10 protein-coding genes, 1 tRNA gene and 1 pseudogene are annotated in these 15,262 nt (G+C 67.9%); 7 read left to right on the forward strand and 5 right to left on the reverse strand.

Features of this window, described 5'->3' with window-relative positions:
• Nucleotides 1-117: 117 nt before the first annotated feature.
• Entirely contained in the window at nt 118-2,412 is a 2,295-nt protein-coding gene (locus G4Z16_RS14105) for a transglycosylase domain-containing protein (protein WP_197351115.1), read from the forward strand.
• Between the two features lie 286 nt (nt 2,413-2,698).
• Here G4Z16_RS14105 and G4Z16_RS14110 read toward each other — a convergent pair whose 3' ends face one another.
• Nucleotides 2,699-3,166 carry a GatB/YqeY domain-containing protein gene (locus G4Z16_RS14110; RefSeq protein ID WP_197351116.1) on the reverse strand — a complete coding sequence of 156 codons (468 nt, stop codon included), beginning with the start codon at nt 3,164-3,166 and terminating at the stop codon, nt 2,699-2,701.
• Between the two features lie 213 nt (nt 3,167-3,379).
• On the opposite strand from G4Z16_RS14110, the gene G4Z16_RS14115 reads away from it, so the two are divergent.
• Both G4Z16_RS14115 and G4Z16_RS14120 read left to right on the forward strand, forming a co-directional pair.
• Nucleotides 3,380-4,309 carry a metallophosphoesterase gene (locus G4Z16_RS14115; RefSeq protein ID WP_197351117.1) on the forward strand — a complete coding sequence of 310 codons (930 nt, stop codon included), beginning with the start codon at nt 3,380-3,382 and terminating at the stop codon, nt 4,307-4,309.
• A 205-nt stretch (nt 4,310-4,514) separates the two neighbouring features.
• A tRNA-Pro gene (locus G4Z16_RS14120) sits at nt 4,515-4,588 on the forward strand.
• 164 nt (nt 4,589-4,752) lie between these two features.
• Here G4Z16_RS14120 and G4Z16_RS14125 read toward each other — a convergent pair.
• The 3 genes from G4Z16_RS14125 to G4Z16_RS14135 form a co-directional block, all read right to left on the reverse strand.
• On the reverse strand, nt 4,753-7,227 hold the full coding sequence (locus tag G4Z16_RS14125) for a tetratricopeptide repeat protein (RefSeq protein WP_197351118.1): 2,475 nt from the start codon (nt 7,225-7,227) through the stop codon (nt 4,753-4,755).
• Entirely contained in the window at nt 7,224-7,655 is a 432-nt protein-coding gene (locus tag G4Z16_RS14130; RefSeq protein WP_197351119.1) for a hypothetical protein, read from the reverse strand. The genes G4Z16_RS14125 and G4Z16_RS14130 overlap by 4 nt, the downstream gene beginning before the upstream one ends.
• A 433-nt stretch (nt 7,656-8,088) precedes the next feature.
• The gene (locus G4Z16_RS14135; RefSeq protein ID WP_197354556.1) at nt 8,089-9,369 is read right to left on the reverse strand and encodes a serine/threonine-protein kinase; all 1,281 of its coding nucleotides are present in this window, start codon (nt 9,367-9,369) and stop codon (nt 8,089-8,091) included.
• Nucleotides 9,370-9,979: 610 nt separating this feature from the next.
• Between G4Z16_RS14135 and G4Z16_RS14140 the strand changes: the two genes are divergently transcribed.
• On the forward strand, nt 9,980-10,690 hold the full coding sequence (locus G4Z16_RS14140; protein ID WP_197351120.1) for a YceI family protein: 711 nt from the start codon (nt 9,980-9,982) through the stop codon (nt 10,688-10,690).
• 258 nt (nt 10,691-10,948) lie between these two features.
• Here G4Z16_RS14140 and G4Z16_RS14145 read toward each other — a convergent pair.
• Nucleotides 10,949-11,114, reverse strand: a pseudogene (locus tag G4Z16_RS14145) (ATP-binding protein); the annotation flags it as partial.
• Between the two features lie 55 nt (nt 11,115-11,169).
• Between G4Z16_RS14145 and G4Z16_RS14150 the strand changes: the two are divergent.
• The 3 genes from G4Z16_RS14150 (at nt 11,170) to G4Z16_RS14160 (ending at nt 15,245) form a co-directional block, all read left to right on the forward strand.
• Nucleotides 11,170-11,889 (forward strand): DinB family protein, encoded by a 720-nt coding sequence (locus G4Z16_RS14150; protein ID WP_246530842.1) that lies wholly within the window; start codon nt 11,170-11,172, stop codon nt 11,887-11,889.
• A gap of 761 nt (nt 11,890-12,650) precedes the next feature.
• Nucleotides 12,651-13,619, forward strand: a complete 969-nt coding sequence (locus G4Z16_RS14155) for an IS481 family transposase (RefSeq protein ID WP_197351121.1) — start codon at nt 12,651-12,653, stop codon at nt 13,617-13,619.
• 384 nt (nt 13,620-14,003) lie between these two features.
• Complete coding sequence (locus G4Z16_RS14160) at nt 14,004-15,245, forward strand: ATP-grasp domain-containing protein (RefSeq protein WP_197351122.1); 1,242 nt, start codon at nt 14,004-14,006, stop codon at nt 15,243-15,245.
• Nucleotides 15,246-15,262 lie beyond the last annotated feature (17 nt).

Raw genomic sequence — 15,262 nt, forward strand, 5'->3', positions numbered from 1 at the left:
TGAGTGGATAGGCCGCAGAGGAACGAAGCCACAGTGACGGTGTGAGGTTCGATGCGTAGCCAGCTTAGGTGAACTGAGGCTCCCCTGTCCGGCAATTGAGAACGTAGGCTGACCGCCATGGTGATGAAGAGTGCCGGCGGTGGTGAATCCGCGTTCCAGCAGGGCGCCAAGTTCCTCGGCGTCAGCGTGCTGGCGGGCGCGGTGCTCGCAGGGCTGGCCCTGCCGGCGGTCGGCAGCCTGGGGCTCGTCACCAAGAACACGGTCCAGGGCTTCGACGAACTCCCCGCGAACCTCAAGCGTCCGCCACTGAGTCAGCGCACAATCGTCCTCGACTCCGAGGGCGGCGAGATCGCCAAGATCTACTCGCGTGACCGCACCGTCGTCAGCCTCTCCGACATCTCACCTTCCATGCGCGAGGCGATCGTCGCGATCGAGGACGCACGCTTCTACAAGCACGGTGCCGTCGACCTGAAGGGCATCCTGCGCGCACTCAACCGCAATGCCCGCAACGGCGAGGTCGAGGAGGGCGCCTCCTCTCTCACGCAGCAGTACGTGAAGAACGTCTTCGTGGAAGAGGCCGGCGACGACCCCGACAAGGTCGCCCAGGCCACCCAGCAGACGATCGGCCGGAAGATCAAGGAACTCAAGTACGCGATCCAGGTCGAGGAGAGCCTCGGCAAGAAGAAGATCCTCGAGAACTACCTCAACATCACCTTCTTCGGGCAGCAGGCCTACGGGATCGAGGCCGCAGCGCAGCGCTACTTCTCCAAGTCGGCCAAGGACCTCGACGTTCACGAGTCGGCGCTGCTGGCCGGGCTCGTGCAGTCCCCGGCCCAGTACGACCCGGTGCAGCACGAGGACGCCGCCAAGAAGCGGCGCGACACCGTGATTTCTCGCATGGAGGCCCTCGGCCGGATCTCTGCCGAAGAGGCGCGCGAAGCGAAGGACAAGCCGCTCGACCTCGACATCAGCAGGCCCCGCAACGGCTGCATCACCGCCTCGCACGGTGCCGGCTTCTTCTGCGACTACGTACGCGAAGTGGTCCTGAACGACCCCGCGTTCGGCAAGACGGACAAGGCACGTGCCAAGCGCTGGAACCGTGGCGGCCTGACGATCAGGACGACGCTCGACCCGAAGGCGCAGAAGTCCGTCGAGGCTTCGATCAAGGACCACGTGAACAAGTCGGACAAGGTGGCTTCCGCCTCGTCCATCGTCGAGCCCGGAACCGGCAGGATCCTGGCGATGGGTCAGTCACGGCCGTACGGCTTCGGCGAGAACGAGACGCAGATCAACCTGTCCGTGGACAACGACATGGGCGGAGGCGCCGGATACCAGCCGGGGTCGATATTCAAACCCGTCATCGCTGCCGCGGCGCTGGAGCGCGGCATGAGCGTGTACAAGAAGTACCCCTCGCCGTACAGGATGCAGTATCCGTCTCCGGTGCAGACGTGCGGAGGCCAGTGGAGCGGCAGCGCGCCCGTCGAGAACGAGAACCGGCGCGAGGTGGGCCCGTACGAGATGAAGGAGGCCACCGCCAAGTCCGTGAACACCTACTTCGTCTCCCTGATCGGAGAGACCGGCATCTGCCCGGTCACCGAGATGGCCGAGAAGATGGGCATAGAGCGGGCCGACGGCAAGGAGATCGACCAGGTCCCCTCCATCACCCTCGGGACTCAGGAGATGTCACCGCTGACGATGGCCGCGGGGTACGCGACCTTCGCCAACCGTGGTGAGCACTGCACGCCCGTGGCGGTGGAGTCGATCACCGATGCGCGCGGCAGGAAGCTGCCGGTGCCGAAGACCTCGTGCCAGCGCGCGATGAGCCAGCGCACCGCCGACACCGTCAACTCGCTGCTGCGCGGCGTCGTCGAGGACGGTACGGGTAAGAAGGCGGGGCTGACCGGGCGCGAGAGCGCGGGCAAGACCGGTACGACGGACCAGCGTTACGCGGCCTGGTTCGTGGGCTACACGCCGAACATGGCTGGTGCCGTGTGGGTCGGGGACCCGGCACACAAGACGCAGATGACGAACCTCTCGATAGGCGGGAACTACTACGGCAAGGTCTTCGGCGGTGAAGTGCCGGGCCCCATCTGGCGCGACGCCATGGCGGGAGCCCTTGAGGGCAAGCCGGCCCCGCGCTTCAACCTGATCCCGATCGACGACGACAAGGGCCGCGACAAGCCCAAGCCGCCGGACGATGACTCGCCGTGGCCGGACATCACGCTTCCGCCCGACTTCATCGGCGGCGGCGGCAACGGCGGTGCGGACTCCGGAGCCACGACCGGCCAGAACGGCGGAGCGAGCGGAGGCCCCGGCGGTGCCGACATCGGCGGAGCCAACGGCGGTGGCAACCCGTTCGGCGGGCGCAGCGGTGGCAGTGGCGGGCGCTTCGGCGGGACCGGCGGGTTCTAAGGCCTCCGGCGCGGCTTCCGAGCCTTTCGGCCCTGGCGGCGGCGCGCGGGCCGGGGCGTGGCGCCGACGGCCGGGGTTCGGCCTGGGCCCGACCGGCGCCCGGGCCCCGGTGGCCTCGGGCCCTGCTCCTCCGGAGTCGGCTCGTCACCACCCGCCCTGCACTGGCCTGCACGTTCAGGGGGCGCTCCACGGGGGAGCGCCCCCCTTCAGCGTCCGCCTCCGGCCCGTCGAGGGGGTGCGGGTCCAGCTCAAGGCGTCCGGGCAGGCGGCCCTGACGAGGCCGGGTTCAGCCCGATGCCAGCCGCTTCTTGACGGCCGCCGCCACGCGGCCGCCCTCGGCACGTCCCTGCACCTTCGGGTTGACGATCTTCATGACGGCACCCATCGCGCGCGGGCCCTCGGCCCCCGAGGCCTGCGCCTCCGCCACGGCCTCGCCGACCAGCGCGTCCAGCTCCTCGTCCGACAGCTGCTTCGGCAGGTAGTCGGCGAGCACCTCGCCCTCCGCGCGCTCCCGTTCGGCCTGCTCGCCGCGGCCGCCGTCGGCGAACGCCTCCGCCGCCTCGCGGCGCTTCTTCGCCTCGCGCGTGATCACCTTCTGGACCTCGTCGTCCGACAGCGCGCGTGCGGACTTCCCGGCGACCTCCTCCTTGGTGATCGCGGCGAGGGTCATGCGGAGGGTCGCCGAGCGCAGCTCGTTGCGCTCCTTGATCGCTGCCGTCAGGTCGTTCTGGAGCCGGGACTTGAGCGTAGTCATAGCGTTTCCGTGTCCTCCTGAGAATCCGGCGCCCATCATCTCGCACGCGGCGCGGGGGCACTCGCCGTTGGGGCGCGTGCGCACCCGCCGTTGCGGCGCCAGCTGCGTAACGTGCGGACGTGCCTTCTTGGGCCGCACTGACCGGCGTTGGGCGTCGGGTGTGCCGACTGGCGCGGAGTGCGAGGGGAACGAGAGTTCTGCGACCATGGTCCGATGCGCGCGCGATACGGACTCCCCCTCACCCTGACGGCACTCGGCGCGGCCTGCGTGGGCTATGCGACGCTCGTCGAGCCCCGCTCCTTCCGGCTGCGGCGCGTGACCGTCCCCGTACTGCCGCAGGGCATGCCGTCGCTGCGCGTCCTGCATGTCGCGGACATCCACATGGTCAGCGGGCAGCGCAAGAAACAGCGCTGGCTGCGATCGCTCGCGGGCCTGCGCCCCGACTTCGTGGTCAACACGGGGGACAACCTCTCGGACCCGGAGGCCGTGCCCGAGGTCCTGGACGCGCTGGGCCCGCTCATGGAGCTCCCCGGCGCGTACGTCTTCGGCTCCAACGACTACTACGGACCGAAGCTGCGCAACCCCGCCCGCTACCTGATGGAGAAGGCCAGCGGGCGCCACGGCCTCAACGGGAACGCTCCGGCCGTCGGCGCCGTGCACAACCCGTGGGAGGGCATGCGGGACGCCTTCGACGCGGCGGGCTGGGTCGGCCTCAGCAACACCCGCGGACGTCTCAAGCTGGACGGTGGCCAGGAGATCGCCCTCACCGGGCTGGACGACCCGCACATCAAGCGCGACCGCTACAACGCCGTCATCGGCGGCCCCGAGCAGGACGCGGACTTCTCGCTCGCGCTCGTCCACGCCCCCTATCTGCGCTCCCTGGACGCCTTCACCGCGGACGGCTACCCGCTGATCCTCGCCGGGCACACCCACGGGGGGCAGCTGTGCGTCCCGTTCTACGGCGCTCTCGTGACCAACTGCGACCTGGACACGGACCGCGTCAAGGGCCTCTCGACCCACGTCGCCGGCGGCAACCGCTCCTACCTCCACGTTTCGGCGGGCTGCGGCGCCAACCGCTACACGCCGGTGCGGTTCGCGTGCCCGCCGGAGGCGACGCTGCTGACGCTCACGGCGCGCGACTGAGGTGTTCCGGCGGGGTGCCGCGGCGCCGCCGGGGCGCAGCCGGGGCGGCTTCAGTGCCGCCCACTACCGCGGCTGGGCTGTCGTGGGCGCGACCCACTGCAGGACCGGTCGTGACGGCCCCGGTCGGGCCTGCTCGGGGCGCTCTTAGCACGTAAACCGGATTTCGCCTCAGCGTCCGGCTGGGCTAGAGTGGTGCGCGTTGCTTCGGGGTGTGGCGCAGCTTGGCAGCGCGCTTCGTTCGGGACGAAGAGGTCGTGGGTTCAAATCCCGCCACCCCGACAGAGAAAGCACCAGTTCAGGGCCAGTCATCCTCCGTGGATGACTGGCCCTGACTCGTGATCGGTGGCCTCTGGGGAGTAAACGGGGAGTGGATCAAGGAAATTCACTCCCGGGGAGCCAGGGCAGCTGGTCACTGGCTTTCGTCCAGCTTGAGTACAGGGTTCCTACTCGGCCGGCTCGTGTGCGGCTGGGTTCTCCGCCGCCAAGCGCCGCCGAATCTCCACCGCCTCTTCCTCACAGCTCAGTGCCTCGTCGGGCCTGCCGACCCGCGCCAAGCGCACGCCAAGGTTGGACAACGACCGTGCCAGGTCCGGCTCATGTGCAGCTGGGTTCTCCGCCGCCAAGCGCCGCCGAATCTCCACCGCCTCTTCCTCACAGCTCAGTGCCTCGTCGGGCCTGCCGACCCGCGCCAAGCGCACGCCAAGGTTGGACAACGACCGTGCCAGGTCCGGCTCATGTGCGGCTGGGTTCTCCGCCGCCAAGCGCCGCCGAATCTCCACCGCCTCTTCCTCACAGCTCAGTGCCTCGTCATGTCTGCCCAGGTGTGCGAGGTGGTTCCCGAGATTGGACGATGACGTGGCGTAGTCCGCCTCGAAGCGCGCAGAGTCAGCAGCCGCGAGACGGCGTCTGATGTCGATGGCTACCTCTTCAGTGGCGAGAGCTTCAGCGTGCCGGCCGACCTCCGCCAGCCGTACACCGAGGTTGGACAACGCCTGTGCCAGTCCCGGTGCTTGGGCGTCCGGTGCATTGCTGACGAGTCTCTGGCGGATCCACACGGCCTCTCTCGCGCATTCGAGCGCTTCGTCATGCCGGCCCACCTGGGCGAACCGGTTGCCGAGGTTCGAGAGTGACGCAGCCAGGTCGGGTTCATGCAACTCCGAGTTCAGCCGCACGAGTTGCCGACCGATTTCCACCGCTGCCTCAGCAGCGCTCACCGCCTGCTGGTACTTGCCCGCGTACGCCTGTCGTGTGGCGAGGGAGCTGTGCAGGCGGGCCCTTTCCGCGGGATCGTTCGTAGCACGCAGGCGATGGCTGATGAGCTTGCTGGTGATGGCCGCGATCCCCGCATCGAACTCCGCGTGCGGATGGTCCGGCAGACGGGCAGCCACATTCTCAAGAACGCTCGGCGACAGTTCCGGTACCTCTGTGAGGGCCGTGAGCGCCGATCCACCCGCGTGCAGCATCAGTTCCGGGTGCCGCATCAGGAGCGGAGCGAGGTGTCCGGTGACGAGGTGGGGCCAACGGGCCGAGGCGGCGATCAGCGAGGTGAGTGCCGGCCGGGTCCACGGGTGAACGCTGTCTTCGTCAGTTCCCGGTACGAGCAGGCGATGCATCGCGTCCTCCGCCCAGGGATCGGGTGGGTGCGAGAAGTGATGGCCTGGCGTCCCCAGGGCGACGAAGTCCTCGGCAAGCGGGTCCGGGTAGAGGGGCTCCAGGACCGCACCCTGGCGGTCGGCGTCGGGCGGGAACAACTCGGCATGTTCGCGGAGCACTTGGTCAGTCACGTCGGAAGGACATGCCTGGATCACCTTGAGGGCGGTCACGCCTTCGTGGTGGGAAAGCGAACCCGTGAGCGCCGCGGTGAAGACGGCCCTGGCCAGAATGCTGTCGGAAGTCTTGATGCGGCCGTTGGCGCACAGGGTCCGCCAGTGATCGCGTTCTCGGGACAGCAGATAGGCGGAGACCGCCCCCGGAGCATCCATTGCAGCCCCGCCCGCTTCTCCTCGGCGGTGCCGGTCGACGGCCGCGAGCGCCGTCATGTGCACTGCCAGCACATTGCGGATTCCAGGGGCGTCGGAGAGAACCGCGGAGGGCACCGGCAGGTGCTGCGCTCCCGATACGCCTAAGGCTTCGGCGAAGCGGTCACGTGCCTGGCTGTACAGTTCCGCGGGGCTGGTGGCCCGGTCCGTGACCAGAGACGGCAGCGCCAGTGACGTCGTGGCCACGTCCATCCGGTCCAGGCGGTTGGCCAAGATCTGCCACCACACGCCGGCGGGCCGGGCGACAAGCAGCACCCTGGCCCTGCCGCCACCACGGCCTGCCGCTTCGCGTAGGAATTCCAGCAGGTCGTCGACCGGCCACCTCTCGGCGTAGTCGGCCAGAACGAGCGTGTCCGGCGTGTTGTTCTTCTCCCCCGCCGCCGATGCTGCTGTCACCGGAGGAGGGTCGCTGACATGGCGTGCCTGTAACACCTGCCAGCCGCGCGCCCGGCTCTGTTCCGCGAACCGCACAGCGAGGCGGGTCTTACCTTGCCCACCCGCGCCATGGAGGAGAAGGACCGAGATCCCTGCGTCGCCGTCCCGCCAGTTGCTGAGCGTTCGAAGCTCACTTGCACGTCCGGTGAAGGAGACCAGTTGATGGCGGGCGTGTAGCAGCCGGGCCGGCTGCGCTCGGGCCTGCTGCACGGTCAGCCGTGCAGGGGTCGGCAGTTGGTTGTTCACTCGGTAATTCCGGGCGCCGAAGCGGACATGCACGTCTCGCCCGGTACCGCTGATCTGAACCACTGAATCGGCAACAGTGGAGTTGACCACCTGCTGGTCGGGCAGTACTTGGCCGCCTGCGCGTATCGTCGCCGAATCGGCGGCGGTGTCGCGGCGTCCGGGCAGCCAACGGCGCCCCTGTCCGAACAAGCCGGTCATGGCTGTTGGCGGATATCGACGTCACCCTGGGCGTCGCGAATCTGGTCGATCGGCCCATGGACTTCGCTGCCCGTCACCGACTGCCCGCCCGCCGGAGGCGAAGCGGCTGCAGGGCCGGGCACCGGCGCCGACGCCACCGCCGAACGACCGTGGCTGATCTGGATGTTGCCGGTGTTCTGGATCTGGGTGACACCGCCACCTACGCTCGAACCGGTCACCGACTGGCCGGCAGGGGCACTCTGGCGACGCAGACCCACGAGTGAAATCGCAACTCCTGCCAGAGCGACGAAGAGACCCAGGACACCGGCCCACTTGCTGGCGTCATCCAGCCCGACCGATGCGAGATACCAGGCCAAGCCCCCGGTGGCCGCGACAGCGAGAATGCCCCCGGCCCATGCTTGGACCCGTCCCGTTGCGAGCGACAACATGCGGCGATCGTCACACAACCGGGCACTGAGCGGCAGCAAAAGGATCGAAGTAGGTTCGTATCGTTGCGCGTTCGAGTCGACCGGCTGTGGTCACCTTCGCGCATCAAGAGGCTGACGTAGCAAATCCCTTGTCGGCGCGGCTGCTTGAGCTTCAGCCGAGTCGGCCCAGCGCCCAATTGTTTGAGTGAGCGACTTGGGTGCGTGACCAACTGCGTGACAACGCCGCGGACTCCCACGGACTTCCGCTGACTTCGGTGGACCGTCAGCACAGGTCAGGCATAGCTGCGAGCCAGCCCCCGGAGAGAGTCGGATTGACCGTGGCCCGACGGTCGGTGTATCGAACCGCGGGAAACCCTCCACGCCCCAACTTCCGTGACAAGACGGCGCAGTAAGACTTTCCCTGCTGTTCGACAAAGCCGGCGATCGCTGACGGTCAGCGGCGCAGGTAATGCCGTACGGCCTCGGCGAGGTCGCGCCGCCAGGCGTTGAGACGGGCCGCGCGGCGGGCGTTGACCGCGCAGAAGTGGGACGAGCCGTCACGCAGGACGACCGTGACGGTCAAATACGTGCGGTCGGCGGTGCCGATGGTGACGTCAGAGATCTCGGCCCAGGCGAACTCGGCCTCCGTCTCTGCCCGATCGAGGTCCTGGCCGTTCTCGAGCTCGTCGAGCGGGCGCCAGCGCTGCTCCAGAAGAAACACCACGCCGTCGGCGTCGACAACGACGGCGGTGTCCGCGTCCGCGGCCATGAACGCCTCGCCTGCCTCGCCCGCCTCGTCCTCCGATGCGCGAACGGACGGTGCAGGGGCAGCCCTCGGCGGCCTCGGGGCGTCCGGCCGCGTCGGTGCATACGGTGACGGAGGCACCCGCGGGGACGGGGACGAGGATGGCAGCGCCGGAGACGATGACCGTGGCCGCGGAGGCTGCGGGGACGACAGCAGCGCCCCCCGCGGATCAGTGCTGCCGGGCCGTTCATCACCGTCCGTGCGGCCCGCCAACTCCTCGAACCAGTCCAGGAGCCGGGCCGTACCGGGGCGCTGTGAAGGCTCCTTGTCCAGGCAGGCCGCCGCCACGTCCCGTACCCCGTCCGGCAGGGCACTCAGATCCGGCGCCTCGTGCACGGAGCGGTACATCAGCGACATCGGCGTCCCCGTCCCGAACGCCCTGCCGCCCGCCGCCGCTGTGAGCACGGCCCCGAGCGCGAACACATCTGCCATGCCCGTGACTTCGCCGCCCGTCGCCTGCTCGGGAGCCAGGTACCCCGGCGTGCCGAAGGCGTGGTTGGTAGCGGTCAGACGGGTGGAGTCGACCGCACGCGCGATGCCGAAGTCGATGACCCGGGGACCGTCGTCGGCCATCACGATGTTGCCGGGCTTCAGATCACGGTGGACGAGGCCGCATCGGTGAATGGCTTCCAGCGCCTCGGCGAGCGCGGCGCCGAGTGCCGTCAACTCCCCCGCGTTCATGGGCCCGTTGTGGTCGATGTGCTCGGCGAGCGTCGGCCCGGGGACGTACGCGGTCGCCAGCCAGGGCTCCGGCGCATCCGGATCCGCGTCGACAACGGGTGCCGTATGGAAGCCGCCGACCATGCGTGCCGCGGCAATCTCGGCTCGGAAGCGCTGACGGAAGTCGGGGTCGGCCGCGAGTTCGGCCCTGGCGACCTTCACCGCGACGGCACGCCCACCGCGGGAACGGGCCAGATAGACGCTCCCCATGCCGCCCTCGCCGAGCTTGCGCTCGACGGCGTACGAGCCGATGCGGCCGCCGTGCACGGCGGGTCCGACCGGCCCCTCATGGCCCCCACTCAGCCGATCCTCCACGATGTCCCCCGCGTCACTCCAGATCGTCCGGTACGCGGGATCGTCTCACCTCCGCACGGTTGGGCGTGGAGGGCTTGGTCGGAAAGAGACGGGGCTGCTTCCTGGCCGCCGTACGAGGAACCTTCGTCGCGCTCATGGCAGTTGCCATCAGGCTCTGTACGTCCGGTCGCTCATGCGTCCCGGGTCGCGCCCTCGGGCCAGAGGACATCTACGGGCACACCGCGTGCCCGGTAGTCCCGAGGCCCACGAGGAGCACACCGCCCGTGCACCAGCAGAGCGCCCATGCGAACCAGCAGCCCATCCTGGAGCGCAGACGGTGCGTCGTCTGCGACGCGCGCGGGAACCGGCGGGAGCAGACGAGTGCCCGCGTAGGTTACGGGCGGCGGGGCTCTGACGGGCCGCTTTTACTCCACAATGGAAAAGCTCGGGCCCCGTTGATCGATTCTGGTGAACGATTCGTCGCGCCATCCGTAGTGCCGGGTGTGGCCGACAGAATCGAGGAGTCATGAGTGCCCGTAGGAAGGCCCCTGGGAAGGGCCGTAAGAAGCTGCTCGCCGCCGTGCTCACCGTGGCCGTCCTGGGTGTGGCCGGCGTGCTGGTCGTACCTCAGCTCTACGCGTCCTGGGCGAATTCCAAGGCCGAGAAGGCGCCGGAACTCGAAGACAGCGGCAAGTCCGAGTCGTTCAAGGCGAGCGATCTCGAAGGCGCCTGGAAGGTGGGAGGCGGCGGCTCCTTCGCGGGCTACCGCGTCAAGGAGGTGCTGCGCGGAGAGAACGTGACGGTCACCGGCCGCTCCAAGAGTGTGACCGGCTCCCTGAACGTGGACGGCGGCACCCTGCGCGAGGCGCGCTTCAGCGTCGACGTCGCCGACATCAAGACGCCGGAAGCCACGCGCGACGTGTACTTCCGCAAGAACGCCATGGAGACCGACAAGTTCCCCAAGGCCGGTTTCAAAGTGACGAAGCCAGTGGACGTAGGGGCACTCGCCGACGGCCGTACGCACAACGTCAAGCTGAAGGGCGATCTGACGGTGCACGGTGTGCAGCGGCCCGTGTCGTTCACCGCGAAGACACAGGCGGGCCCCAACAAGACGAAGATCGTCGGGAGCATCCCCATCACCTTCCAGGACTTCGGCGTGAAGGCGCCGAGTCTGGGCTTCGTGAAGGTCGAGAATCAGGGCTCGGTGGAGTTCTCGCTGGCTGCCGAACCGTCATGAGGCGGTGCTCTCAGCCTGTCCACCCGTGGCCGGACGGGATCGCCTTCGCCACCTCCGGCCCCGGGGCGGTCCCGTCGTCCATCACCATGACAGGTCAGCGTGACGCCCCTCGTACGGGCCGCAACGCCGCATTCAACGGCACCGAGTTCGGCTGAGGGCCTCTTCCTCCGGCGGCCGGGGCTCAGGGCAGGGCCTTGCGGAAATCGGCGTAGCGCCTACGGGAGTGCCGGCCGACGGTGGTACTTGACGGCGGCCAGGGCTCACTGTGCCGATCTCGATGATGTCGCCGCCGCAGGTGAGCCGGTAGACGATGGCCCGCGCACAAGCGCGGGTCGGTGAAGGTCTTGGTCCTTCCCGAGAAGAATTCGTTGGAGGCGATCGCGACGCTGTTGCGTTCTTCGCGCTCGGTCAGGACCTGGAAGAGGCCAAATCAAGCCGGGAAGGCTGGCTTGTCGGTGCTCGGACCTAGCATGCGGAGCATGACGCGGTATGCCGACGAGGATCTGCACGGTGCGGAGTTCCGCGAGTGCGATCTGACCGGCGCGCGCCTGGTCGGCGTCGTCATGCAGGATGCCGTGATCGACGGGCTCATCACCAACCTCGTGGTGAACGGTGTCGAGGTCACCGAGTACGTCGAGGCAGAGCTCGACCGGCGTCATCCGGTGCGGGTGCTGATCCGCTCCGAGGACCCTGCCGATCTGCGCGAAGCATCGCGTCAGCTCCATGCCGGCTGGGCCGCCACGATCGAGCGGATCCGCCGTACGCCCGGCATCGAGCGCCGCAGCGTGAACGACGAGTGGTCGGCGGTGCAGACGCTGCGGCACCTGGTGTTCGTGCACGACTCGTGGTTCCGCCGCTGCTGCCTGGGCTCGACGGAGCTGTTCACGCCGATGGGCATCGGGACGACCGTCGAGCCCTACCGTGGAGCGCACGGGCTTGACCTCTCGCTCGATCCGGCACTGGAGGAGATCCTGAGCGTGCGTGACGCACAGGCCGCCGAGCTCGAGGCCTGGCTCGACGAGGTCACCGCTGTGCAGCTCGCAGCGCGAGCGCCGGTGCCCGACGACGATGTCTGGCCGCCGTACGCCCGGGGCCGCTCGGTGCGACAGTGCCTCGGCACGGTGCTCAACGAGACCTTCGAGCACCACGGCTTCTGCGTCCGCGACCTCGACCTGATCGAGGCACAGGACGCTGAGTAGGGCCGGCTACGGACTCAGCATCTTGCGGATACGGGCCGATCTCGCTGAGATCACCTCGCTGCGCAGGTCGTCACCGCAGGTCGTCACCGCGTCTCAGAGCCAAGCCCTGGGGAGTGAACGGGGAGTGGACCAAGGAAAGCCGGCCTCGCCCCCAGTTCCGCAGATCAACAGCACCGGATGCCTGTCTCCACTCCGGCCCGGCCGCCCTGCCGCGCACGGACGCGAGCCAGAAGAGAGCGGCCCCGGGGGCCGGCCGTTGATCTCCCTATGTGCCGAGGTGGTACCCGGCCGGGTCATGACCAGAGGACCCGGACCGGGTGCAACCCGTGACCCGTGTCGCCTCGCACTCGTTGAACACCTAACCACGGGGGGCCGGTTGAGCCAGGAGGTGTTCGCTCTTGAACCCCGCCTCCGCTCCGATCCGTTGTCCCGGATGCAAGGGCAGTGGCAACGGTCAGACCGTCATGACTGGCAAGAGCACCTACATCGAACTCTGCTTCCCGTGTAAGGGCTCCGGACGACTGATCACCGTTCTGCGCTTCGGATGCCTCGCCCTGCCGCTTACATCGCCTCTCCGACTGCATGTGCCGTCGCGCGGCCGGGACGGCTCATGAAGAGTCACAGCCACCCCGGCACATGCTCCGAACCAGGGTGGCCTAGCTGTATTGATCACGAGCGTTGTTGACGGTTGCGGGTCTTGATCATGGCGAAGGCCTCCGTGTGTGGTGGAGGTGTCGAATCTGCACCGCACGGAGGCCTTCGTGTATCACCGTAATGCCCGATTGACCGTTCGCGGGAGGCGGTTGCTGGTCGATCGTGTCCGCTCGGGACGACCAGTGGCCCACGTGGCTCGCGAGATGGGCATCTCACGGGCCACGGCCTACAAATGGGTACGCCGGTACGCCTGTGAAGGCCAGGCCGGTCTGGCCGATCGCTCCAGCCGTCCGCATCACACGCCGCACCGCACACCGCGAGCCCTGGAGTTGCGCGTCTGCGCTCTTCGCACCGAACGGAAACTCGGGCCCGCCCGCATCGGCCCGATCCTGGGCATGCCGCCTTCCACCGTCCACCGGGTCCTGACCCGGCACGGTCTCCACCGTCTGTCCTGGCTGGACCGGCCCACCGGCCGGCTCATCCGCCGCTACGAACGCAGCCGGCCCGGCGAGTTGGTCCATGTCGATGTCAAGAAGCTCGGCCGCATCCCCGAGGGCGGCGGCTGGCGCGTCCACGGCCGGGAGGCAGCCCGGGCGGCCCGGCCGCAAAGCCGCCACAGCACCGGCTACGACTACATCCACTCCGCCGTCGATGACCACTCCCGCCTCGCCTACAGCGAAGTCCACCCCGATGAGAAGGCCACCACCTGCGCGGACTTCATCCGCAGGGCGGCAGCCCACTTCGCCACCCTGGGCATCGACCGCATCGAACGCGTCCTGACCGACAACGCCTGGTCCTACCGCAAGAGCGACCTGTGGAAGCAGGCCCTGGCAGGCCTCGGTGCGGTCGGCAAACGCATTCGCCCCTACCGGCCGCAGACCAACGGCAAGGTGGAGCGCTTCAACCGCACCCTGCTCGACGAATGGGCCTACCAACGGCCCTACAGCAGCAACTCAGAACGCACCGCCGCACTCGACAACTTCCTGCACGCCTACAACCATCACCGGTGCCACACCGCACTGGCAGGCCAGCCACCGATCAGCCGCGTGAACAACGCATCAGGTCAATACACCTAGCCGCTTGCACGCCCGGGCGGGCAAACAACATCCCGACCACATAACCGTGGTGCGCTCCTTCATGCCTCACCTGGCGAAACCTTTACGACGGGGCAGTGCCGGCGCGGCCCGTGACCTCATCCGCAGCCTCGTCATCGGGCAACTGCAGGACGAGGACGCGGTGTTGGTGGTCGACAAGACCGGCGGTCCGAAGAAGGCCACACACGGTTGGCGTTCAGCGTCGGTACACCGGCACCGCCCGGCGGATCGAGAAGGGCCAGGTCACCGTAGCGCCGGCTTCACCACGAAACCTTGCGCGCAGGGTTGAGGTGCTTGCGCGGCAGATCGCCGGGTAAGCGGCAGCCACGCCGTCGATGAGCGCACGCGCCGAAGGAGAGACTGTCTATGCCACAGGGCGAACCGGCCACCAGGAACCCGGACAAGGGCTATGTAGCGCTTCTTGGCTGGAGTCTCAATGCGGTGGAAGCGCTCGACCGGTTCGACCGGCGGTACGTCGTCGTGGCGCCGGAGTGGGCCGAGGAGTACTGCGTCGAGCACGACATCCCCTACGTGCCGTGGAATTTCGAACGGCTCAACGACCGCTCCATGGAGATCGCCGAGACTCTGCAGAACGAGGGTGTGGACGTCGCGATCCCGCTGTTCGAGGAAACAGTTGAATGGGCAGGGGCGATCAACTCCGTCCTGCTGGACAACCCGCGTTTGTACGGTCAGGCCATGCTGCTGCGGGACAAGGCGCTGATGAAGCGCCGCGCGCAACTCGGCGGCATCCGGGTCGGAATCTTCGAGGAAGCCCACGACCGGGACGATGTGATCCGCTTCCTCAAGCGCGTCAATCAGACGCTGCTCAAGCTGGACGGTGACCCGAACGATCCGATCCATCTCAAGGCGTTCGACAAGGCAGGATGCCTCGGGCACCGCGTCATCCGCACCCCGGACGAGGTCGACACGATTCCGGAAGAGGAGTTCCCGGTTCTCATGGAATCCCACCTCGACGGCTGGGAGTTCGCGGTCGAGGCGTGGGTACACAACGGGAAGATCAAGTTCCTCAATATCTCCGAATACGTCACGCTGGGATATTCGGTGTTCGTGCCGGCAACCCCGGAACTGGAGCGGTACCGCCCGCAGATCACGGCGCAGATCGAGAAGCTCATCAAGACGTTCGACATCGAGTTCGGCTTCGTGCACCCGGAGTATTTCGTCACCAGTGACGGCGAGATGTACTTCGGCGAGGTCGCCTACCGGCCGCCGGGCTTCAAGGTGTTCGAACTGCTGGAGCGTGCGTACGGGTTCAACGCCTACCATGGGCTGGTGCTGGCCTTCGACCCGAAGACTACCGAGGAGGAGATCGACGCCTTCTTCCCGCGCGAGGTCGTCGACGCGTCCGGGGTCGCCGGCTGCTTCGGTGTCTACCCCCGCCGCCGCGTCGTCAGCGACCTGCAGATTCCGGAGGAGACCGAGGACGACGACTACTACGAGTCGCACGACCTCTCGAGGCCGCTCGAGGAGACTGTCACCAAGAGGACCGCGTTCGGCACCCATTGGGGCCTGGTGTATTTCTTCGGTGATGACGCCTACCGGATGCGCGACCTGTTGAAGAGGCAGGAAGAGCTCGACTTCTACGTCTGACGATCCCGTGGACGCAG

Origin of the sequence: Streptomyces bathyalis (assembly GCF_015910445.1) — a bacterium.
In the GTDB taxonomy this organism is placed as follows: domain Bacteria; phylum Actinomycetota; class Actinomycetes; order Streptomycetales; family Streptomycetaceae; genus Streptomyces; species Streptomyces bathyalis.

Bases quoted from the DNA above. Each gene is read 5' to 3' on its own strand.
- G4Z16_RS14105 (WP_197351115.1), top strand. From the start codon at position 118: ATGGTGATGAAGAGTGCCGGCGGTGGTGAATCCGCGTTCCAGCAGGGC.
- G4Z16_RS14110 (WP_197351116.1), bottom strand. From the start codon at position 3,166: ATGACTACGCTCAAGTCCCGGCTCCAGAACGACCTGACGGCAGCGATC.
- G4Z16_RS14115 (WP_197351117.1), top strand. From the start codon at position 3,380: ATGCGCGCGCGATACGGACTCCCCCTCACCCTGACGGCACTCGGCGCG.
- G4Z16_RS14125 (WP_197351118.1), bottom strand. From the start codon at position 7,227: ATGACCGGCTTGTTCGGACAGGGGCGCCGTTGGCTGCCCGGACGCCGC.
- G4Z16_RS14130 (WP_197351119.1), bottom strand. From the start codon at position 7,655: ATGTTGTCGCTCGCAACGGGACGGGTCCAAGCATGGGCCGGGGGCATT.
- G4Z16_RS14135 (WP_197354556.1), bottom strand. From the start codon at position 9,369: ATGGGGAGCGTCTATCTGGCCCGTTCCCGCGGTGGGCGTGCCGTCGCG.
- G4Z16_RS14140 (WP_197351120.1), top strand. From the start codon at position 9,980: ATGAGTGCCCGTAGGAAGGCCCCTGGGAAGGGCCGTAAGAAGCTGCTC.
- G4Z16_RS14150 (WP_246530842.1), top strand. From the start codon at position 11,170: ATGACGCGGTATGCCGACGAGGATCTGCACGGTGCGGAGTTCCGCGAG.
- G4Z16_RS14160 (WP_197351122.1), top strand. From the start codon at position 14,004: ATGCCACAGGGCGAACCGGCCACCAGGAACCCGGACAAGGGCTATGTA.